16 protein-coding genes are annotated in these 21439 nt (G+C 72.8%); 4 read left to right on the forward strand and 12 right to left on the reverse strand.

The window, feature by feature from the left end; genetic code table 11:
* From CW362_RS27485 to CW362_RS27505, 5 genes are all read right to left on the reverse strand, one after another.
* The gene (locus CW362_RS27485) at positions 1-882 is read right to left on the reverse strand and encodes a universal stress protein (protein WP_103552250.1); all 882 of its coding nucleotides are present in this window, start codon (positions 880-882) and stop codon (positions 1-3) included.
* Between the two features lie 114 nt (positions 883-996).
* Positions 997-2037 carry a LacI family DNA-binding transcriptional regulator gene (locus CW362_RS27490; protein WP_103552251.1) on the reverse strand — a complete coding sequence of 347 codons (1041 nt, stop codon included), beginning with the start codon at positions 2035-2037 and terminating at the stop codon, positions 997-999.
* A 62-nt stretch (positions 2038-2099) separates the two neighbouring features.
* Positions 2100-4547: a glycoside hydrolase family 3 C-terminal domain-containing protein gene (locus tag CW362_RS27495; protein ID WP_103552252.1), complete on the reverse strand. Its 2448-nt coding sequence runs from the start codon at positions 4545-4547 to the stop codon at positions 2100-2102.
* 47 nt (positions 4548-4594) lie between these two features.
* Positions 4595-6352: a discoidin domain-containing protein gene (locus tag CW362_RS27500; RefSeq protein ID WP_103552254.1), complete on the reverse strand. Its 1758-nt coding sequence runs from the start codon at positions 6350-6352 to the stop codon at positions 4595-4597.
* A 104-nt stretch (positions 6353-6456) separates the two neighbouring features.
* Complete coding sequence (locus CW362_RS27505; protein ID WP_103552255.1) at positions 6457-7551, reverse strand: DUF1996 domain-containing protein; 1095 nt, start codon at positions 7549-7551, stop codon at positions 6457-6459.
* A 427-nt stretch (positions 7552-7978) separates the two neighbouring features.
* On the opposite strand from CW362_RS27505, the gene CW362_RS27510 reads away from it, so the two are divergent.
* On the forward strand, positions 7979-9799 hold the full coding sequence (locus tag CW362_RS27510) for a coagulation factor 5/8 type domain-containing protein (RefSeq protein ID WP_103552256.1): 1821 nt from the start codon (positions 7979-7981) through the stop codon (positions 9797-9799).
* 148 nt (positions 9800-9947) lie between these two features.
* On the opposite strand, the gene CW362_RS27515 is transcribed toward CW362_RS27510, so the two are convergent.
* The 4 genes from CW362_RS27515 to CW362_RS27530 all read right to left on the reverse strand — a co-directional run bounded on the left by CW362_RS27515 (position 9948) and on the right by CW362_RS27530 (position 14618).
* Positions 9948-10580 (reverse strand): hypothetical protein, encoded by a 633-nt coding sequence (locus CW362_RS27515; RefSeq protein WP_103552257.1) that lies wholly within the window; start codon positions 10578-10580, stop codon positions 9948-9950.
* Between the two features lie 131 nt (positions 10581-10711).
* Complete coding sequence (locus tag CW362_RS27520; protein WP_103552259.1) at positions 10712-12556, reverse strand: GMC family oxidoreductase; 1845 nt, start codon at positions 12554-12556, stop codon at positions 10712-10714.
* Positions 12553-13935, reverse strand: coding sequence for a hypothetical protein (locus CW362_RS27525; RefSeq protein ID WP_103552260.1), 1383 nt, complete (start codon positions 13933-13935; stop codon positions 12553-12555). The genes CW362_RS27520 and CW362_RS27525 overlap by 4 nt, the downstream gene beginning before the upstream one ends.
* Complete coding sequence (locus tag CW362_RS27530; RefSeq protein ID WP_103552263.1) at positions 13932-14618, reverse strand: FadR/GntR family transcriptional regulator; 687 nt, start codon at positions 14616-14618, stop codon at positions 13932-13934. The genes CW362_RS27525 and CW362_RS27530 overlap by 4 nt, the downstream gene beginning before the upstream one ends.
* Before the next feature lie 242 nt (positions 14619-14860).
* Here CW362_RS27530 and CW362_RS27535 point away from each other — a divergent pair, with 242 nt between their 5' ends.
* Positions 14861-16057, forward strand: a complete 1197-nt coding sequence (locus tag CW362_RS27535; protein ID WP_103552265.1) for a glycoside hydrolase family 64 protein — start codon at positions 14861-14863, stop codon at positions 16055-16057.
* A 51-nt stretch (positions 16058-16108) separates the two neighbouring features.
* Here CW362_RS27535 and CW362_RS27540 read toward each other — a convergent pair whose 3' ends face one another.
* Both CW362_RS27540 and CW362_RS27545 read right to left on the reverse strand, forming a co-directional pair.
* Positions 16109-17236 (reverse strand): sulfite oxidase, encoded by a 1128-nt coding sequence (locus tag CW362_RS27540; RefSeq protein WP_103552266.1) that lies wholly within the window; start codon positions 17234-17236, stop codon positions 16109-16111.
* A gap of 33 nt (positions 17237-17269) precedes the next feature.
* The gene (locus CW362_RS27545; protein WP_103552268.1) at positions 17270-17935 is read right to left on the reverse strand and encodes a TetR/AcrR family transcriptional regulator; all 666 of its coding nucleotides are present in this window, start codon (positions 17933-17935) and stop codon (positions 17270-17272) included.
* Between the two features lie 127 nt (positions 17936-18062).
* Here CW362_RS27545 and CW362_RS27550 point away from each other — a divergent pair, with 127 nt between their 5' ends.
* Positions 18063-18626 (forward strand): NAD(P)H-dependent oxidoreductase, encoded by a 564-nt coding sequence (locus tag CW362_RS27550; RefSeq protein WP_103552270.1) that lies wholly within the window; start codon positions 18063-18065, stop codon positions 18624-18626.
* Between the two features lie 124 nt (positions 18627-18750).
* Entirely contained in the window at positions 18751-19428 is a 678-nt protein-coding gene (locus tag CW362_RS27555; protein WP_103552272.1) for an AIM24 family protein, read from the forward strand.
* A gap of 73 nt (positions 19429-19501) precedes the next feature.
* Here the strand turns inward: CW362_RS27555 and CW362_RS27560 are convergent, their stop codons facing one another.
* Positions 19502-21289 carry a M4 family metallopeptidase gene (locus CW362_RS27560; RefSeq protein ID WP_103552273.1) on the reverse strand — a complete coding sequence of 596 codons (1788 nt, stop codon included), beginning with the start codon at positions 21287-21289 and terminating at the stop codon, positions 19502-19504.
* Positions 21290-21439: the final 150 nt, after the last annotated feature.

The raw sequence follows: 21439 nt of genomic DNA on the forward strand, positions 1-21439 counted from the left end.
TCAGGCGTGCGGGACGACCGCCACCGGGCAGGGCGCGTGGTGCATCACCGCGTGGGCCACCGAACCGATGCGTACGCCCATCGCCGGGCGGTCGGCCCTGCGGCCGACGACCATCAGCTGGGCCCGGTCGGAGAGGGACAGCAGCACCTGGCCCGCGCTGCCCATCTCGATGTGCTGGGTGACGGGCACCTCGGGAAAGCGTTCGCGCCACGGCCGGAGAGCCTCGGCCAGCGTCTTCCGCTCGTACGGCTCCAGGCCACCGGCCTCGTCCAGCATCTTCAGCGAGCCGGGGCTGTAGGCGAACACCGGCGGCAGGCTCCACGCCCGTACGGCCCGCAGCGCCGCGCCGCGGGCCGCCGCGGTCTCGAACGCGAAACGCAGTCCGGCCGCGCCGTCCTCGGGACCGCCCTGATGGCCCACGACGATCTCCCGGCCGCCCGCCTCGTCCCCGGGACGGTCCTCCGAACGCACCAGCACGACCGGGCAGGACGCCTCGGAGATCACCCGTTGTCCGACGGAACCGAGCAGGAAGCCGACGAACGCGCCGTATCCGCGCGACCCGAGAACCAGCGTCCCGGTGTCGGCCGCGACGCCCAGCAGCGCCTCCACCGCGTCGCCCCCCTCGGAGTCGATCACGTCGACCGTCACCCGCAGGCCGACGTGCCGGTCGGTGACCGTGCGGGCCGCGTCCTCGATCATGCCGTGGGCCCAGCGCGCCTGGTCCTCCCGGTCACCTCCGCCGACCATGTCGTGCGGCGGCCAGTGCCAGGCGTACACCACCCGCAGGGGCACGTCCCGGCGGACGGCCTCACGGCCCGCCCAGGCCAGCGCCGCCCTGCTCTCGGGTGATCCGTCCACGCCCACGGTGATCGGGTGGGTCATCCGCCTGCCTTCCGTCGCCGGCCCGCCTGACCGGCCGGGTGCTCGTCCATACTGCCCCGTCCAGTGTCCGCCACCGGCGGACTCCCGGCGGAGGCCGCCCACGGACGTGGGGCGTCACGCCGACGCCCGGAGCACGAGTTCCGGGTCGAAGATCAGCGAGGTGGGTTCGGTGCGCACGCCCCGGACGTGCTCGTCCAGGAGAGCGGCCATCGCCGCGGCCATCTCCTCCACCGGCTGGCGCACCGTGGTCAGGGGAGGCCGGCAGGTCACCGCCACGCTGGAGTCGTCGAAGCCGACGACCGCGACGTCGTCCGGCACCGCTCTGCCGCGCTCCCGCAGCAGCTGGCACACGCCTTGCGCCATCAGGTCGTTGGCGGCGAACACCCCGTCGACGTCCGGGTGTTCGGCCAGCAGCCCGGACATCGCCGCCATGCCGCTGTCCAGTGTGAACCCGCCCTCGGCGACCGGGACGTACGGGTGTCCCCCGCGGGCCATCGTGTCCCGGAACCCGGCGAGCCGGTCCTGGCTCGCGGCCACGCCGAGCGGGCCCGTGACGGTGACGATCCGCCGGCACCCCCGGTTCAGCAGGTGTTCGGCGGCCAGCCGCGCCCCCTCCCGGTGGGCGAGGTCGACGTAGCTGAGCCTGACGGGCCGGGAGGGCCGGGCGAAGAGGACGGTGGGGACCCCCGCGTCGGCGAGCAGGGCGGGCAGCGGGTCGTCGGCGTGGGTGGAGACGACGAGGGCGCCGTCCGCGCTGCCCTGCCGCAGGTCGGCCAGCACCTGGCTCCTGGTCTCCGCGGACTCGGCGAACATCAGCAGCGGGTGCATCGAGCGTGGACGCAGGTACCCCACCACGCCGCTGACGACCCGTCCGAAGAAGGGGTCCGCGAACACCCTTGCGGCGAAGGCGTTCTGCTCCTCCCCCGGGGTGTCGCCCGCGCCGGAGACGATCAGCGCCACCGTCTGGCTGCGCCGGGTCACCAGCGATCTGGCCGCCCGGTTGGGCGCGTATCCGGTCCGCTCGATGGCCTGGCGCACCACCTCCTGGATCCCGGGGTCGACGTTGCGGACCCCGTTGATGACCCGGGACACGGTCGCGCGGGAGACTCCGGCCACCCGCGCGACATCCTCCAGCGTGGGGGCCTGTCTGCTCATGGCGGCACCCTAACGGCACGGTGCCGCCCCGGGATAGAGCGCTCTCCCCGGCCGTCCGCCGCTCAGCCGGAGGACCGGACCGGTGCGGTGGCCGTCAGCGGCAGGGCGCCCGCGGAGCGGCCGGCGAACACGCGGCAGGGGCCGGGCGACGTGCGCCAAGCGTGCCCGTCCTCGTCCCAGTGACGCAGCGCGCGGGCCGGTATCCGTACCGACGCCGTCGCCCGTTCCCCCGGTTCCGCGACGACCGCGGCGTGTCCGGCGAGCCGGCAGGCCGCGCGGTCCAGGGGGCCGGGGGGCCGGGCGAGGTAGACCTGGACGACCTCGCGTCCGCGACGCGGACCCGTGTTGCGCACCTCGACCCGCACGGTGAACGCCTCGCCGGCCACGATCTCGTCGGGGACGGCCAGCCCCTCGTACGCCCAGGTGGTGTACCCGAGTCCGTGCCCGAACCAGTAGGCCGGTGCACGGTCGTGGCGGGCCCAGGCGCGGTAGCCGATGTGCGGGCCCTCGGTGTAGTCGAGGCGCCCGCCCTCGGGCCGGGTGCGGGTGACCGGCGCGTCGGCGAGGCGCGCCGGCCAGGTCGTGGGCAGCCGGCCGCCGGGTTCGGCCCGGCCGAACAGCACGTCGGCCAGGCCCGCGCCGCCCTCCTGTCCGGGGAACCAGGTCAGCAGTACGGCACCGGCCCGCGCGCGCCAGGGCAGTTCGACCGGGCCGCCGCTGTTGACGACGACGACCGTGCGCGAGCCGAAGGCGGTCACCGCGCGGACCAGGTCGTCCTGGCGTCCGCCGAGTCCGAGGTCCGTCCGGTCGTGCCCCTCGGACTCGCCGTGTTCGGTGGTGCCGACGACCACGATCGCCGCGTCCGCCTCGCGGGCCGCCCGCACCGCCTCGGCCAGTGCCGGACCGTCGTCGGGGCGGGGTGGGGCCGCGGTGACGACGGTGGCCCGGCCGGTCCCCGGGGCGAGTTCGCGGCGCGCCACCACGCGCACCGCGCGTCCCGCCGTGAGGGGGACGGTCGCGCCGTGGACGGGCGGGTTCACATGGACGACCGCCGGATCGTCGGTGCCCCTGCCGAACTCCCCGTCCAGGACGACGCGTTCGTCGACCGCGACGCTCAGGCGGCCGAACCCGCCGACTCCGAGCCTCCACCGTCCCGAGGATCCCGGAAGCAGGAAGGCTCCGATCTCGACGGTGTGCGCACCGGGTGGCAGCGGCGGCTCCAACTGCCTTCCGCTCGTCCGGTGTTCGGAGTGCAGTTCACGCCCCGCCGCGTCCAGCACCCGCAGCCGGACGCCGGGATCGCCGGTGACGGGATCGGTGCACAGGTCCGGGGTCAGGGGTGCCGGAGGCACGTCCGCCGAGGGGCCCGGCACATGGACGACCCGCACGCCGTCGCCGAGCGCGGCCCTGATGCCGTCGAGCGGTGTGACGACCCGCTCGGGGAAGACCCCCGCGCTGCCGCCGCCCTGGACGCGCGGCAGGGCCGCGTGCGCGCCGATCACGGCGACGGTGCGCAGCCGGGCGGGATCGAGCGGAAGGACGCCGTGGTTGTGCAGCAGGACGGTGCTCGCGGCCGCGGCCTCGCGCAGCAGCGCGCGTGCCCCGGACCGGCCGGTGACGGGCGGGGCGGACGTCCGCGGCTCCCCCAGCGCGCCGCAGGCGGCGGCGAGCCCGAGCAGGCGCCGCACCTTGTCGTCGACGGCCTCGCGCGGAACGCGCCCCGCCTCCACGGCCCGCACCAGCGCCTCTCCCCAGGCGCTCTCCGGTCCCGGCATCACGAGGTCGAGGGCGGCGAGGGCGGCCGGTTCGCAGCTCCGGACCGCTCCCCAGTCGGAGACCACCACGCCGTCGAAGCCCCATTCGCTCTTGAGGGGGTCGTCGAGCAGCGGACTGGCGGTCATCGTCGTGCCGTTGACGCCGTTGTACCCGGCCATGACCACCCGGACGCCGGCTTCGACGGCCGCCTCGAACGGCGCCAGGTACACCTCCCGCAGGGCCCGCTCGGACACCCGTACGTCGACGGTCAGCCGGTCGGTCTCGGAGTCGTTGGCCACGTAGTGCTTGGCGGTGGCGGCCACTCCGTGCGCCTGGATTCCCCTGACGAGCGCGGCGCCGGTGCGGCCGGTCAGTTCGGGGTCCTCGGAGCAGCACTCGAAGTGCCGCCCGCCGAGCGGTGTCCGGTGGAGGTTGAGGGTGGGCGCGAGGACGACGTCGACGCCCTTGCGGCGTGCCTCGGCGGCGAGCAGCCCGCCGAGGCGTTCCACCAGTTCCTCGTCCCACAGGGCCCCGAGCGCGGACGCCGAGGGCAGCAGCAGGGCGGGGTCGCGCTCGTCCCAGGACTGTCCGCGCACTCCGGCGGGGCCGTCCGACAGGACCATCTCCCTCAGTCCCAGGACCGGTTCGGCCCGGGTGCGCCAGGTGGTCGCGCCGGTCAGCAGCCGGACCTTCTCGCGGAGCGTGAGTTTCCCGAGGAGCGCCTCACGCTCCGCCTCGTCGTCCGTTTGTCGCACGGGTGCGGCTCCCTTCCCCGGAGAGCGCTCTCCATCGCTGCCGGGGTTCAGTTGTAGACCCCGAACTCGTACAGCGAGTAACCCCAGCCGGTGCCGCGGGCCGTGCCGTCGACCCGCACGTAGCGGCCGGTGCCGGTCACGTCGAGGTCGTCGACGCCGCCGTTGCCGTCGGTGACCGTGCGGACCGTGGTCCAGTTCTGTCCGTCGTCGGAGGTCCGCAGGGTGTACGCCTTGGCGTACGAGGTCTCCCAGACCAGTTGGACGTGGCGGAACGAGGTACGGGCGCCGAGGTCGACCCGCAGCCACTGGGGGTCGCTCCAGTCGCTGGCCCAGCGGGTGCCCGGGTCGCCGTCGACGGCGTTCGCCGCGGTGCAGGGGCAGTCGCCGCCGCCGGTCTGGAACGAGGAGGCGGTGGCGGGCCTGCCGAGGGCGAGGTTCGTTCCGCCCGGAGTCGGCGGCACGATCCGCACCGACCGGGACTCGACACCGACGTTGCCCTTGCCGTCCTTGGCCTTGACGTAGAACTTCCACACCCCGGGCCGGTCCGGCGCGGTCACCCTGAGCCGGCCGCCGCCGAGGTCGGTGAAGGGCAGCGGGTTCAACTGTCCGCTCCGGTCGAGGTACATGCTGTTGTCCAGCACCTCGTAGGTGACCGGATCGCCGTCGGGGTCGGTGGCCTTCACCGAGAGGGTGAGGTCGCGTCCGGCGGGCACCTTGCCCGCGTCCCCCTCGACGGCGAGATCCGTGATGACCGGCGGCGTGTCGTCCCGGGAGGTGTCCGCGCCGTACGCCCTCTTCACGGCGTAGTACGACAGCCGTTTCTCGCCCGCGGGCAGCAGGTTGAACCAGATGCCGCCGAAGTCGTACTCGGTCCCGTAGTGGAACATCGTGGCGCCGAGCGCGACGCCCCGGTGTCCGGTGACGCAGTTCCACGCCCGGGTGTACCCGTCGGCCTTCGCCCGGTCGGTGGGTTCGGCGGGGACGCCGTTGGCGTCGTCCGGGACCTCCCACTCACCCGCGGGACCGCTTTCGGTGACGATGTAGGGCTTGGTGTAACCGCCCTGCTGCCAGGCCGACTTGATGTCACAGACGGCGTTGTAGGCGTTCACCGCGTACAGGTCCAGATCGGGCGCGTTCCTCTTGTAGTAGGGCCAGGCGCCGGTCCACGCGTCGGTGGAGGTGACGGGGTGGTTCGGGTCGACGGCGTGGATCTTCCTGGCGATGTCGTTCACCAGCGTGGTGTAGGCGTTCCGCTGCCGCTCCAGCTCGTCGCCGCCGTAGCAGTTCTGGAGTCCGAGCACGGACTCGTTCCCGACGTCCCACATCAGGACGCCGGGGTTGTCCTTGTACGCGGCGGCCCACCGCGGGAACTCGGTGAGCACCTGGTTCCTGTAGGCGGCGTCGGTGAGGTAGTTCACGCAGCCGCCGCTGCCGGGGCCGCCGCCGGGCTGGAGCCAGAATCCGCCGATCACCCGGATGCCCTGGGCGGCCGCCGCGTCGAAGAGGGGCTTGCTGGAGGCGTCGGTGCCCCAGGTGCGGACGGTGTTGACGCCCATCGACTTCAGGTCGGACATGTGACGCGCGGCGTCGGCGACGGCCGGCCCCCAGGTGAGGCCCTTGATCTGGTACGGGTTTCCGTCGACGGTGAGCCGCCAGTCGCCCTGCGAGCCGGTGACCTTGACGACGCCGCCGGCCGCCCGGGCCTGCTGGGCGGGCAGGACGAGTGCTGCCGTGGCGAGCAGGCCCGCGGTGAGGGGCGCCGCGATGCGGCGCCGGGTGGTACGGGATCTACGGGATCCGGTCATGGGTGTCCGTCCGGGGTACGGGTGGGGGATGGGATCGGTGACAGGGGTGGGCCGTCCCGCCGGCCCGGGTGCGCGCCGGACCGGCGGGACGCGTCTGTGTCGCGTCAGGGGAGCCGGTAGTTCGCGTCGAGTGCCGCGCCCGCCTCGGGGTGCGTCTGGTCGTAACCGCGGGCGTCGCACTGGAGCCCGCCGACGACGCAGTGGTCGACGAGCGCCTTGAGCGTCGGCGGGTCCCACACGTTGAAGAAGTCGTAGTGGAACGAGTAGCCGGCGCCGCTCGAGAGCCTGACCTGCGACATGTCACCGTTGACCGGGAAAGCCATCTTGAACTCGATCATCGGCAGGGCGACCGGGTGGTCGTCCGGGCAGATGTTGTCGTTGGTGCCGGGGTTCACCACCGGGTACGCCATGTGACTCTGGTGGTTCGGTGTGTCCAGGTACGTGCCGTCCCAGCAACTGGGCGCCTGGAAACGGATGTTGAGCTGGACGTCGGCCGAGTTCGGGCACTGCTGCGGGAAGTCCGTGTTGAAGTAGCTGTTGCCGCATTCCCACCCCTCGACGAACCCTCGGTGGTTGCGGAAGTCGGCCGCGGACTGCATCGGACTGCCGACCACGAAGCGCAGCCCCTTCGGGAAGGGCCGCACGCTGGTGTAGTCGGTGACGCCCGCCTTGTAGTAGATGACCTGCGGACCCACCGGCAGGACGGGGGTGCCGCCCTTGAGCAGGGTCGGCATCCAGTACGCGGACTTGTCGCCGGGCGCCCTGCAACTGGTCGAACCGGCGTCGAGCGAGGCCGTGGTGCTGGCGGCGGCGGTCGTGGTGTTACCCATGAACGTGTGGTCGTGGGACTTGCCCGGCTGGCCGGGGTAGACGATCGGGTCGTCCGGCCTGGTGCGGGTCACCGAGCAGTTCGCCTGGAACTCGTGGAAGTAGCGGTGCGCCGGCTCCGCCTTGGACGGGACGACCCCGGTGACCTGGGGATTCGCCGGGATGTAACCGTCGCCGTCGGGGTCCTCGGGCGAGGAGAGCGTCGAGGCCGGCATCGCGTGAGCGGCGTGGGCGGCGCCCGAACCGGCCGCCCTCGACGGCGGTCCGGACACGGGGTCCGCGCTCATCGCCACTCCGGCCAGACCGAGCGAGGTCAGCACCAGCGCGCCGGACATCAGCATTCCTGAGACGATCTTCGATCTCCGTGCCATGGAGACCTCCTGCCACGTCGATGGGGACGGTGGGGGTCGGGCGGCCGGGCGGCGACGAGCACGGTGCCGCCGGACCGTCCGCGTGACGGGCCATCACATGTGCCGAGGGAATGGGAGAGCGCTCTCCCGTCGAGGAGTGTTGTGGCGGCCGCGCGAGGGTGTCAAGGGAGTCGACGAAGGATCGTCCGTCGACATCGAGCGCACCTCTTGAACACGGCAGCGGGTCCGCCGCGGATCTTCGAACCAACCCATTCCTCGTCCAAGTACCGCAAATACGTGCCGCGTTGTCGCTTCAGCGTGCAACAACATCCGGGACTCCGGTCACAACTCTTGACGTGTCGTTCACCTGGTTGAAGCATGCATCGGCGAGAGAGCGCTCCCCCGTACCTCCCACCGTTCACTTCCTGAACCAGGAGAGTCGCCCCCCATGCCTCCAACCCCCACAGACGCCCCGGACCCCGGTCGTTCCACCGTCGCGCGGCGCACCGTCCTCGGAGCGGTGGCGGCCGGCGCGGCCGCACCCGGACTGCTCGCGCCGTCCTCACCGGCGTCCGCCGCCCCCGCCCGGCCCGTCACCCGGTCCGCCCGGAAGCCGTCGGCCCTTCCCGGCGGCGGTGATCTCGGCCCGAACGTCATCGTCTTCGATCCCTCCACGCCCGGGATCCAGGCCAGGCTCGACCAGGTCTTCCGGCAGCAGGAGTCGGCGCAGTTCGGCACGGGCCGCTACGCCTTCCTGTTCAAGCCCGGCACGTACAACGGGCTCAACGCCCAGCTCGGCTTCTACACCTCGATCGCGGGTCTCGGCCTGTCGCCGGACGACACGACGATCAACGGTGACGTGACCGTCGACGCCGGCTGGTTCAACGGCAACGCCACCCAGAACTTCTGGCGCTCGGCGGAGAACCTGGCCCTCAGCCCGGTGAACGGCACCAACCGGTGGGCGGTCGCCCAGGCCGCGCCGTTCCGTCGTATGCACGTCAAGGGCGGTCTCAACCTCGCTCCCGACGGCTACGGCTGGGCGAGCGGCGGTTACATCGCCGACAGCCGGATCGACGGCTCCGTCGGACCGTACTCGCAGCAGCAGTGGTACACCCGCGACAGTTCGGTGGGCGGCTGGGTCAACGCCGTCTGGAACATGGTGTTCTCGGGCGTCCAGGGCGCGCCCGCGCAGTCCTTCCCGAACCCTCCGTACACCACGCTCGACACCACACCGGTGTCCCGCGAGAAGCCGTTCCTGTATCTGAGCGGCAGCGAGTACCGGGTGTTCCTGCCGGAGAAGCGCGTCAACGCGCGCGGCACCACCTGGGGGAACGGCACCCCGCGCGGCTCGTCGCTGCCGCTGGGCCAGTTCTACGTGGCGAAGCCGGGAGTCACCGCCGCCACCCTGAACGCCGCGCTCGCCCAGGGCCTCCACCTGCTGCTGACTCCGGGGATCTACCACCTGGACCGGCCGATCCAGGTGAACCGCGCGGGGACCGTGGTCCTCGGCCTCGGCTACGCCACGCTGGTCCCCGACAACGGCGTCACCGCGCTCAGGACGGCCGACGTGGACGGCATCCGGCTGGCCGGCTTCCTGGTCGACGCCGGCCCCGTCAACTCCCCGACCCTGCTGGAGATCGGCCCGGCCGGGGCGTCGGCGGACCACTCGGCGAACCCGACCACCGTGCAGGACGTCTTCGTGCGCATCGGCGGTGCCGGCGCCGGCAGGGCGACGACCAGCATGGTCGTCAACAGCCGGCACACCATCGTCGACCACACGTGGATCTGGCGGGCCGACCACGGCACCGGCGTCGGCTGGGAGACCAACAGGGCCGACTACGGCCTCCGCGTCAACGGCGACGACGTCCTGGCCACGGGGCTGTTCGTCGAGCACTTCAACAAGTACGACGTGCAGTGGTACGGCCAGCGGGGCCGCACGGTCTTCTTCCAGAACGAGAAGGCGTACGACGCGCCGAACCAGGCCGCGATCCAGAACGGGAGCGTCAAGGGGTACGCGGCCTACAAGGTCGGCGACTCGGTGACCGCCCACGAGGGCTGGGGCCTGGGCAGCTACTGCTACTACAACGTGGACCCCACGATCGTCCAGCACCACGGATTCGCGGCGCCCAACAGGCCCGGCGTGAAGTTCCACGGTCTGCTGGTGATCTCGCTCGGCGGCAACGGGCAGTACGAGCGCGTCGTCAACGACACGGGAAGTCCCACGTCGGGCACCTCCACCGTGCCGTCCACCGTGGTCTCGTACCCCTGACGGTTCCCGGCACCGCGCCCGCGGCGGTCCGCGCCCCGGCAGACCTCCCCCCACGGGTGCGCCCCGGGGCCCGGCCCCGAGAGGGGGGCCGGGCCCCGGGGCGACGGTGTCACCGACGCCCGGACCGTACGCGTCCGCGTCCGCCCCGTCAGTAACGCTGGGCCTTGGTCAGCACGGCGGTGAGCTGGGGCTCCGCGGGCTGGCGGCTGATCACGATCGGCGTCGCCTTCTTCCCCGCCTCCAGGTTCTCCTTGCCGACGAACTTCGTCTCCACGACCTTGCCGTCGGGGTTCTTGAAGTCGACCTGCACGGCGTACGAGGCCGTCTCCCCGCTCCTGTTGGTGATGGTGATGAGCACGGCCCGCACTCCGCCGGTCTCCGCCAGGGGCACTCCGGTCATGGCGACCTCGGACGTCGCGTTGCCGCTGCCCTGGACGTTCTTCAGTTCCTTCTCCGCGGTGGCGGCGGCGCGGGCGGTGTCGGCGGAGACCGAGGCCGCGAACTCCGAGGCCCTGGCCTCCACGGAGGCGGCGGCCGAGGCCGCCCGCTCGGACGCCGACGCGATGATCGAGGAGGCCGCCGAGGCGATGGCGGACGGCGGCGTCCCCGTGAAGTTCGACGTGTTCGGCGGGGTGGGCCGCGGGGTGATCGAGGCCGTGGCGCCGCTGCCACCGCCGTCGTCCGAGCTGCACGAGACGAGAACGGAGCCGCACGCGATCGCGGACAGCAGGACAGCGACACGCCGTGATCCGCTCCGGCCGTGGGGAACACGTCTGCTCATGGGGGCTCGCCTCTTCCTGCCGTACGGGGCACGGGGGCACGTCCTTTTCCTGCCGTACGGACTCCCTCATGCTCCGTGCCGTGCCCGGCCACGGCGAACCACGGGGGCCCATTGGGGTGGCGCGCACCGGGTCAGCCCCCGTGCCCCGCTCCGGCGAGCCAGGCGTCCGTGACCGCCAGGGCCGCCGCCATGATGCTGAGCTGCGGGTTGACCTCCGGGCAGCCCGGCAGGACCGAACCGTCCGCGACGAGGACTCCGTGGACACCGCGGAGCCTGCCTTCGGGGTCCGCGGGCGCTCTCTGCGGATCGCCGCCCGCGGCCGCCGTGCCGGTCGGGTGGAACGCGGAGACGTGGAGGTCGCGGGCGCCGACCGGGGCGAGCAGTTCGTCGAGGGCTTCGAGCGAGCGGGCGCGCGGCGCGCCGGGGACCCCGGTGAGGACCTCCGTCGCCCCGGCGGCGAAGAGCAGGCGGCCCATGGCGCGTACGGCGGTCATCAGACGGCCGCCGTCACGGGGGTCGAGGTCGTAGCGGACGAACGCCCGGTCCCGGCCCAGGACCCGCCCCGAGGGACGGTCGGCGATCATGGCGCCGAGGGTGGCCAGCCGGTCCGACCCCTCCAGTTCGCGCCGCAGTTCCCGGCCGAGGCCGGGCAGGACGAAGCTGCTCATGCCGGGTGGGCTCGCGGTCGCCTCGACGAGGATCCCGTCCGCGTGCAGTTCCTCGACGCCGACGCTCTGCAGTACGCCGCGCCAGGCCGTCACCGGCTCGGCGAAGCGTCCGGCGACGCTGGTGGCCGGGTGCACGCTGAGGTTGCGGCCCAGGCGGGGATGTCCGCCGAGGCCCGAGCGGCGCAGCAGGGGCGGGGTCTGGAGGGTGCCGGCCGCCACCACGACGAGGGGGCTGAGGATCTCCAGTTCGCCGCCGTCGGGACGGCGGGCCCGGACTCCCGCGGCGCGGGGCGGGCCCGGGACGTCGTGGTCCAGCAGGATGCGGTGGACCCTCGCGCCGGTGACGATCCTGGCGCCGGCGGCGCAGGCGTCGGGCAGGACGGACAGCTGCACGCTCTGTTTGGCTCCGGTGGGGCAGCCCACCACGCACTGGCACGAGCCCTTGCAGCCGGGGGCGTTGCGGCGCAGCGGGGCGGCCCGCCAGCCGAGCCGTTCGGCGCCCGTGAGGGTGAGCAGTCCGTTGTTGCCGAGGACGTCGAGGGGTTGGGGTGCCACGCGCAGGGTTCGCTCGGTCTCGTCGAGGAGGGGGCCGAAGCGCTCGGCGAGGGCGAACCCGAACGTGCTCCGCCAGCGGGTGAGCACGTGGTCCGGGGTGCGGTAGCAGGTGCCGGAGTTGACGACGGTGGTGCCGCCGACGGCGCGGCCGACGGGCAGCAGGACCGGCGGTCCGCCGACGGCCACGGTGGCGCCGCCGTCCCGGTACAGCTCGGTGAACCGGTCGAGGGGTGCCCGGCGGCCGAAGGAGGCCGTCGGGTGGTGCCCGCCCTCCTCCAGGACGACGACGCCCAGTCCGGCGCGGGCGAGGGTCCGTGCGGCCATGGCGCCGCCCGCGCCGGAGCCGACGACGACCGCGTCGGCGGTGGTGCGGGCCGGCCATTCCCCGGCCGGTGTGCAGTCGAGGGGCGGATCCGCCGGGGCGGGTACGGGAGGGGGCACGACCCTCGTCCGTTCGGTGCCCGCGGCCAGCAGGACGGGGACCTTGAGGAGGTCGAGGAGCGGGGCGAGCCGGGGGCGCAGGGCCAGCGAGCGGAGCACGTCCTCGCGTTCGTCGGGACGCAGGGCGGCCAGGCGTCTGCCGGTGCGCGCCAGGGCGTACGTCTCGACGGCGGCGACGGCGGCACGCATCCCGGCGCGGGCCGGGCGGGGCAGGGCGGCGAGCACCGCGTCGAGGCGGTGCGGCACGCGGGCGGGCCATCCGGTGCCGTCCTCGTCGGCGAGGAGCGCGGCGACGAGCCCGTCGGCGGTCATCGTGTCCCCGTCTCGGCGTGCGCGGTGCCGTCCAGGGTCCAGGTGGCTTCCGGGCGCCAGTGGCCCCACCACCGTTCCAGGACGATCCGGGCGTCCGCGGACTCGCTGTTGCGGCACACCGCCCGGGAGCCGTCCGGGTCGCGGTACTCGAGGGTGAGGGTGCGTTCCGGGGGCTGGTTCACCTCGACGCGGATGCGGCGCAGGGCGGTCCGGCCGGTGACCGTCCACTCGGGCAGTCCGATGGCGGCCCGGAAGCGTCCGGGCCCCGGCCCGCCGATCGCCGGGCGTTCCGGGCGCCGTGGCCAGGTGCGGCCGTTCCGGCGCAGGCGCAGGAAGACGAGCGGGGGCAGCCGGCGCAGGGCGGGCCGGGTGGACACGGCGGCGACGACCTCCAGGACGTCGCCGGAGCCGAGGTCCGCGTGCAGCCAGGCCCAGCGGTGGGCGTTGCCGTGCCCGTAGATCCGGGCGGAGGCTCCGGGCGCGCCGCGCAGGTCCATCGTCGTTCCCCCGTAGGAGATTTCTCCCTCGTAGGTGGCCCGCGCGGACGGCAGCATCTGGGCCGCGGGCAGCACGGGGTGGCGCCAGGCCCAGCGGGGGAAGGTGAACAACGGCTGTCCCTGGGGCTGTTCGGTGAGCTTCCAGCGCAGGTCGCCGGCGCTGCCGGTCAGTCGTCCGCCGGAGCAGGTCACGTCCTCGGCCGTGAAGCCGTCGGCCGGCCGGGTCCAGGGGACGGGTCCGAAGCGGGCGTGCCGCACCTCGCCCTCGCGGGGGAAGACCGCGGCCCAGCCGTGGGCGAAGGGTTCGGATCCGTCGGCGGGTGCGGTGAGTTCGTGGTGCAGCCAGACCCCGGTGCCGCTCGCGGGGTCGGTGAGGGTGGTGTACCAGACCTCGGTGCGGCCCGGGGCGCCGTTCCACCGCGGGGCCGAGTGCCGCGCGGGGTCCTCGCGGCGCGGGAAGCGGAAACCGAGCAGGAAGGGCAGGAGGCCGGTGGCCAGGGGGAAGCGCAGGACGCCCTCGCCCACCCGGGCCTGTCCCTCGTACACGGTGAAGGGCAGGACGGTCATCGACGCGAGGGGGTGGCGGGGGGTCACCGACTTCCAGCCGTCCAGGGTGAGGCGGCGTCCGTCGGCGGTGAACGCGAGCCGGTAGCGGATGCGCCGCCGGGCGATCGGCGACACCTGCAGCTCGCCCTCGGCGCGCGGGTCGTCGGCGTGTCCGGCGATGCGCACCCGGCCGGTCAGCCGGGCCGGGGTGGTCCGGTGCGGGAGCAGGACGCGATCGGCGTCGGCCCGCAGGTCGAGCCGGACGCGCCGTTCCTCCGGCTCTCCGTCGAGGCGGACGGTGCCGAGCATCGTCTCCGTGAACACCGTGCCCCTCATGCGAGGCCCTCCAGCATGATGCGTTCGGTGTCGCGCAGATAGGTGTCGGCCGCCTCGCGCGCCCGCCGGGCGTCCCCGGCGGTGACGGCCTCCACGACCGGCGCCAGTCTCCGGTGGGCGGCCTCCGGGTCGGTGAAGGGTCCCTGGAGCAGGGAGCGGACCGGCAGATAGGCGTTGAAGAGCGTGTTCGTGAGCAGGACGTACACGCGGTTGCCGGTGGCGCGGGCCAGTGCGCGGTGCACCTCCACGTCGGCCAGCTGGACCGCGTCGGCGCCCTCGGCCCGCGGCAGGGCCGCGAGCAGCGCGCCCAGTTCGGCCCGTTGCGGACGGGTGCCGCGCTCGGCGGCCCGCTCGGCGATCAACGCGCCGACCCCGCGCCGCACTTCGAACACCTCGCGCACCCAGCCGGAGTCGTGCCGGACGAGCATGGGCAGGAGATCCGCTCCGCCGAGCCGGGCGTAGTCCCGCACCCGGGTGCCCACTCCGTGCCGGGTCTCCAGCAGTCCGGCCTGCGCGAGCCGTCCGAAGGCGTGCTTGAGCGTGGTGCGGGTGACGCCGTACCCGTCGGCCAGCCGCCGTTCCGGGGGGAGGTAACTCCCCGCCGGATGAAGGCCGTCGAGTATGTCCGTGCGCAGCCGGTCCTCCAGGACGTCCACGATGGTCTCGCGGGGCAGGGCCTCCACGTTTCCCCCTCCGGGCAGTGGCTGAGTGGATGAGCCACTGAACCAGTGGCCGCTCCCGGGAGTCAACCCCTCGCGCTCGGTCAACTCCTTTGACAGTCCGGCGAATTGGACCGGACCAATCGTGTGCGAATCGTTGACATGTACGCCACCTGGCTCGATTCTGAGAGCGCTCTCAAAAGGAAGCGGACGAGCCGCGTCCGCGTGAATCCACCTCGCTGAACCCCACATCAAGGAGGCAGAGAGTGCGCGTACACATCAGATGGCCGGCCTGGGCGCTGGCCTCGGCCACGCTCACCACGGCCCTGCTCGCCTTCGGCGCCCCCACCCGCGCCGAGGCCGCGGTTCCGGCGACGATCCCGCTCACCTTCACGAACAACTCCGGCCGCGGCGAGCAGGTCTACATCTACGACCTCGGCACCCAGCTGTCGACGGGACGGCAGGGCTGGGCCGACGCGAACGGCACCTTCCACGCGTGGCCCGCGGGCGGCAACCCGCCCACTCCCGCGCCCGACGCGTCCATCCCGGGACCGGCCAACGGCCAGTCGAAGACGATCCGGATCCCCAAGTTCTCCGGCCGGCTCTACTTCTCCTTCGGGCAGAAGATCGACTTCCGGGTGACGACCGGCGGTCTCGTGCAGCCGGCCGTCCAGAATCCGAGCGACCCCAACCGCAACATCCTCTTCAACTGGTCCGAGTACACGCTCAACGACTCCGGTCTGTGGATCAACAGCACCCAGGTCGACATGTTCTCCGCCCCGTACGCCGTCGGGGTCAAGGGCGCCGACGGGACCACCAGGAACACCGGGCACCTCAAGGCCGGTGGCTACAAAGGCTTCTTCGACGCGCTGCGCGCCCAGCCGGGCGGCTGGGCCAAGCTCGTCCAGACCCGGTCCGACGGCACGGTGCTGCGGGCGCTCGCCCCGGGGCACGGCATCGAGGCGGGCGCGCTCCCGGCCGGCGTCATGGACGACTACATCAACCGCGTCTGGCAGAAGTACGGTTCGTCGACGCTGACGGTGACCCCGTTCGCCGACCAGCCGGGCACCAAGTACTTCGGACGCGTCTCCGGCGGCGTCATGAACTTCACCAACGGCTCCGGAGCGGTCGTCACCAGCTTCCAGAAGCCCGACTCGGACAGCGTCTTCGGCTGCTACAAGCGGCTCGACGCGCCCAACGACCTGGTGCGCGGGCCCATTTCACGCACCCTGTGCGCGGGCTTCAACCGCACCACGCTGCTGACGAACACCAACCAGCCGGACACGGGTTCCGGGAACTTCTACAAGGACGCGGTGACCAACCAGTACGCCCGCGCCGTCCACGCGCAGATGGCCGACGGCAAGGCCTACGCGTTCGCCTTCGACGACGTCGGGAACCACGAGTCCCTCGTCCACGACGGCGATCCGCAGCAGGCCTTCGTCACGCTGGATCCGTTCAGCTGACCGGGGCCGCGCCGCCCGGGCCGCCGAAGGCGTCACCCGCCCTCGGCGGCCTCACCCGTCGCCGTCGGGATCCAGGCAGAGCACGGGGACGCGCTGGACGAGGTTGTTCATGAAGCCGCCGCGGTTCCACGGCTGGCCGACCGGCTGGACGCACCCGTCGGCGTCGGTGGCCCGCGCGCCGAGCACGTGCCGGCCCGGGGCCGCGGTCCAGGTGAAGCGCCACGCGCGCCAGGCCCAGCGGTGGGCGTCCGGCGGGTCCAGCCGTGCCGGGTGCCAGGTGCGCCCCTCGTCCGTGCTGACCTCGACCCCCGTCACCGGCGCGCACCCCGACCAGGCCCGTCCCGTCAGGGTGACGGCACCCGGCCGGACCGCCCGCTCCCGCGACATGAAGTCGGGGAAGCCGGGCGGGACCAGCAGGGCGCGCGGGGCGATCCGGGTCACCGGCTCGCCCTCGTCGGCGGCGTCCTGCCGCAACCGGTACGCGACGGCCTGCTGGAATCCCCGGAACGGGGCGCTCGTCACCGTGATCTCCCGGAGCCACTTCACGTGCGCCATGCCGTACCAGCCCGGCACCACGAGCCGCAGGGGGTACCCGTGCTGCGGCGGCAGCGGGGCACCGTTCATCGCGTAGGCCACCAGGACCTCGGGCTCCTCCCCGCGCGCCACGTCCAGCGGAAGGGCACGCTGGTAGTCCTGCTCGACCCCGCGCTCCACACCGTGATCGGCTCCGGTGAACACCACGTCCACCGCGTCCGGTCCGGCCCCGGCCTCGGCGAGCAGCACCCGCAGCGGCACACCCGTCCACTCGGCCGTTCCGACCGCCTCCACCAGCCACGGCTGGCTCACCGGCCGGGGCGTCAGCAGCGCACGCCCGTTGCCCGCGCACTCCATGGTCACCCGCTGCCTGACCGCGGGGTACGCCTTCAGCTCGTCGACCCCGAGCAGCAGCGGACGCCGCACCCGCCCGCCGAGGACGAGCCGCCAGTCGGACTCTTCCGCGTACGGGATGTCGTAGTGCGTCAGCACATAGTGCAGGCCCGGCGGTGTGACCTCGTACCGCAGGGCCTCCAGCGGCAGGCCGTGGTTCCGGGCGGCGAGGGCCAGCTCCTGCGCACTGATGCCCTCGTCCGGGCCGGCCAGCCGGGCGGGTGCGCTCATGTCCTCGAGGCGTGGCCCCATGGATCCATTGTCCGCCCGCTCCCGGCGGGGAGGCTAGACGACGGGCCGCGGACCGACGCTCCGGTCGACCAGGTCGCGCCAGCCGGCCTCCAGGCGCTCGGACGGCATACCGCGCTGGCGGGTCAGATGACCGATCAGCGCGGGGTCGAGGTATCCCATCAGGGTCTGGGCGACGAGTTCGACGTCCGTGTCCGGTCCCGGGCCGGTCTGCCGCAGCAGCATGCACACGTGCATGAAGCGGACCCGGTACGGCGCGGAGGTGAAGCGGCGGGTGACCTCGGGTTCGGCGGCGAGGTACAGGTCGAGCTGTTCGGAGGTCTGGCGAAGGGCGTGGCACCCGAAGGCGTGCAGGCGCTCCAGCGGCGGCGCGCCGGGACCGAGCGGAGCCGGACCGCTGATGAAGGCGGTCTGGAAGCGCTGCTCCGTGTGGTCGAGCAGTGCCATGAGCAGGCCGGTGCGGTCACCGAAGCGCCGGAAGACCGTGCCCTTGCCCACCGCCGCCGCGCAGGCGACGCCCTCCATCGTGAGCCTGGCCACTCCCTGCTCCTCGACCAACCGTGCCGCGGCCTCCAGCAGGCGGGCGCGGTTGCGGGCGGCGTCGGCACGCAGCGGAGCGGCCTCGGGCGCGGTGAGCTGCATGAGGACGGGCTCGTCGGGTGTTTCCGGTCGCTTCGGGAACGGCGGAAGTGGCTGGGACATGGAGCCAGCGTAACGGCATCCGAAGGAAACTGGACTGCGGTCCGCTTCGGTGGTACACCTTTAAGCGGACCTCGGTCCGTTTTGTTGCGGCAATGTTTCAGCGATTTCCATCCCCCGGGAGACACCCATGTCCGTACGCATCCTCGCCCTCGTCGGAAGCCTGCGCGCCGGTTCCCACAACCGTCAGCTCGCCGAGGCGGCCGTCAAGCTCGCTCCGGAGGGTGCCGAGATCGAGCTCTTCGAGGGCCTCGCCGAGATCCCCTTCTACAACGAGGACATCGACGTCGAGGGCGACGTGCCGGCCGCAGCCGCGCGGCTGCGCGCCGTCGCCGGCGAGGCCGACGCGTTCCTGCTGTTCTCGCCGGAGTACAACGGCACCATCCCCGCGGTCCTCAAGAACGCCATCGACTGGCTGTCCCGTCCGTACGGCGCCGGCGCCTTCACCGGCAAGCCGGTCGTCGTGCTCGGCACCGCGTACGGCCAGTTCGGCGGCGTCTGGGCGCAGGACGAGGCCCGCAAGGCCGTGGGCATCGCCGGCGGCACCGTGCTGGAGGACATCAAGCTCTCCGTGCCCGGCTCCGTGGTCCGCTTCGCCGAGACGCACCCCGTCGACGACGCCGAGGTCGCGGAGCAGCTCTCCGAGGTCCTGAACCGGCTGCACGCGCACGTCGACGCTCCGGCCGCCGCCTGACAACTCCCCCGTGGGCCGGTCCGGTTGCCCGGGCCGGCCTTCGGCATGTCGTGACTCGGTCACGGTACGTCCCAAGATCGCCACGCCCCTGGCGGAGCCTCACCCTCCGCGACAGGATGCGCGCATGAAGAGCGATCTCTTTTCCAGTGACCACATGGTGCAGCCGGCCGTCGCGGCGGGCATGAGCGTCCAGAACGCCAAGTCCATCAAGTACGCAGTCCAGGGCGAGATGTTCGCGCGTCAGGGCGCGATGGTCGCCTACCGGGGCAACCTCCAGTTCGAGCGCAAGGGCCAGGGCGTGGGCGGCATGCTCAAGCGGGCGGTCACCGGTGAGGGACTTCCGCTGATGACCGTCCGCGGGCAGGGCGAGGTCTGGTTCGCGCACGAGGCGCAGAACTGTTTCATCGTGGGCATCGAACCCGGCGACGTGTTCACGGTCAACGGCCGCAACGTCCTGTGCTTCGACGCCTCGCTGTCGTACGAGATCAAGACCGTGAAGGGCGCGGGCATCACCGGCGGCGGTCTGTTCAACAGCGTCTTCACCGGTCACGGCAGCCTGGGGCTGATATGCGAGGGCAACCCGCTCGTGATTCCCGTCTCCCAGCAGCAGCCGGTGTTCGTCGACACCGACGCGGTCGTCGGCTGGACGGCGCACCTGCACACCTCGCTGCACCGCTCGCAGTCGATCGGCTCGATGATCCGAGGCGGTTCGGGCGAGGCGGTGCAGCTGAAACTGGAGGGCGAGGGCTACGTCGTCGTGCGTCCCAGCGAGGCGACCCCGCAGAAGACGCAGCAGCACTGATCCGGGCGCACGGCACGAGGGGCCCCGCCGGTCGGCCGGCGGGGCCCCTCGATCCGTCTGCCGGAGCCCTCCGTCAGTGCCGGGCGGCCGGGGTGTTGGCGGCCGTGACGTTGACGGCGGCCCACGCCTTGCCCACCGCCTTGTACTCGGCGCCGTTCGCGCCGTACAGGTCGGCGGCGGCCTTCAGCGTGGCCTTGCGGGCGTCGTGGAAGTCGGTCGTGGAGACCATGTAGCGGGTGAGCGCCCGGTAGAAGACGGCGGTGGCCTTGGCGCGGCCGATCCCGGTCACGCGGGAACCGTCGTACGTCGGCGAGTCGTACGTCACGCCGTTGATCGTCTTCCGGCCGCTGCCCTCGGCGAGCAGGTAGAAGGCGTGCGAGGAGACACCGGAACCGGCGTGCACCTCGGTGTCGTACGCGGCGGGCGACCAGTAGTCGACCGTCTCCTCGAGCACGTCGAGGGACGGGCGGTCGAGGCGGCGCAGGAACTTCTGGGCGAGCCCCAGCTTCTCCCCCACCAGGTAGTTCGGCGGGTTCTTCGGGTTGTTCGCGGAGAACTCGACGTCCGAACCGAAGATGTCGGCGAGCGACTCGTTGAGGGAGCCCGCCTCGCCGTACTGGTTGCCGTCGTCGTCGACGCGGGTGGGTTCGAGGGCGGCGGTCGCGTCGACGACCCCGTGGGTCAGCTCGTGGCCGGTGACGTCGAGGACGACGAGGGGCTTCTTGAACACCCGGCCGTCGCCGTCGCCGTAGAGCATGCAGCCGCAGTACGAGTCCCAGAAGGCGTTGCCGACCTTGTTGCCGAAGTGGACCATCCCCCGGGCAGCGGCGCTGTTGTTCTTGATGCCCTTGCGGCCGAAGGTCTTCTTGTAGAAGTCCAGGGTCTGGGTGATGCCGTACTGGGCGTCGACGGCGGCGGTGGTCCGGGCCGAGGTGGTGCCGGTGCCCCACTTGTTGTCGCCGTCGGTGAACGCCTTGCCCCGCGCGAAGGACTCCAGCTCCTGGCCCTTGGCGTCCCGGGTCTCGGTGTTCCACCGGGTCGGGTCCTTGAGCACGTAGCTGGTCCGCGCGGTGCGGGTGGTGGTCAGGGACACCTTGCCGGCGAAGAGGGAGGATCCGCTCCCCTTGGCCGTGGCCGGGTAGCGGCCCGCGGCGGCGATGCCCGTGAGGCCGGACAGCCCGGCGGCGGCACCGGGGGCCGTACCGGTCTGCGGGGTCGCGCTCTCCCCGCGCTCGCGCAGCGTGGCCGCCAGGGAGGGCGATATGAACTCGTCGGTGTTCGGGGTGTTGCTGCGGATCCGGCCGGTGCGCGCGTCCACGACGACCGTGGTCGACCCGCCGGCCTCCGTGGTGCCGCTGTCCGTGACGAGCACCTGGTAGGCGAGGTCGGCGGCACCCGCGCGGGCGTCCACGACGAGGCGGGCGGTGCCCGCGTCGCCCTTCGCGACGGCCTCGGCCTTGGCCTCGGCCTGCTCCGGCGTCAGCCGCGCCTCGACGGTGGAGGGCTTCACCGTGTGGTCGGCGGCCCGGGTCACGCCCAGATACTCGCCCCGCTCGCCGAGGTGGACGACCATGTCGCCGCCGAGGACGGGAAGGCCCTGGTGGGTGCGGACGAAGCGGACGTGCTGCTTTCCGTCCGGGTCCGTCATCACGTCCTTGGCCTGGAGGGTGTCGCCGCGGGTGACACCGGTGGCCGAGGCGTGCGCGAACGCCGCGGCCCTGGCGGCGGCCACCGGCGAGGAGGCCGGGGTCGCCACGCGGGCGGGCCCCTCGGGCGCGGACGCGAAGGCGGGACCGGGAAGCGTGGCGGCCGTCGTCACGGCGACGGCGATCGCCACGTGGCGTATGTGGGGTCTACGCACTGAGTTCCTTTGCACAGGGGCGGCCGGGATCACCAACCGCCTTACGGCGCGGCGCCGTCGGGCGCCGCGGGAGCTGTCGGGCCCCGATGCGCCACCCTCACCGATTCATCATGTACATGTAAAGAAGAAAGATCCCTTTTCTTTCGTTCG

It is taken from the genome of Streptomyces populi (assembly GCF_002911015.1).
GTDB classification, from domain to species: Bacteria; Actinomycetota; Actinomycetes; order Streptomycetales; family Streptomycetaceae; genus Streptomyces; species Streptomyces populi.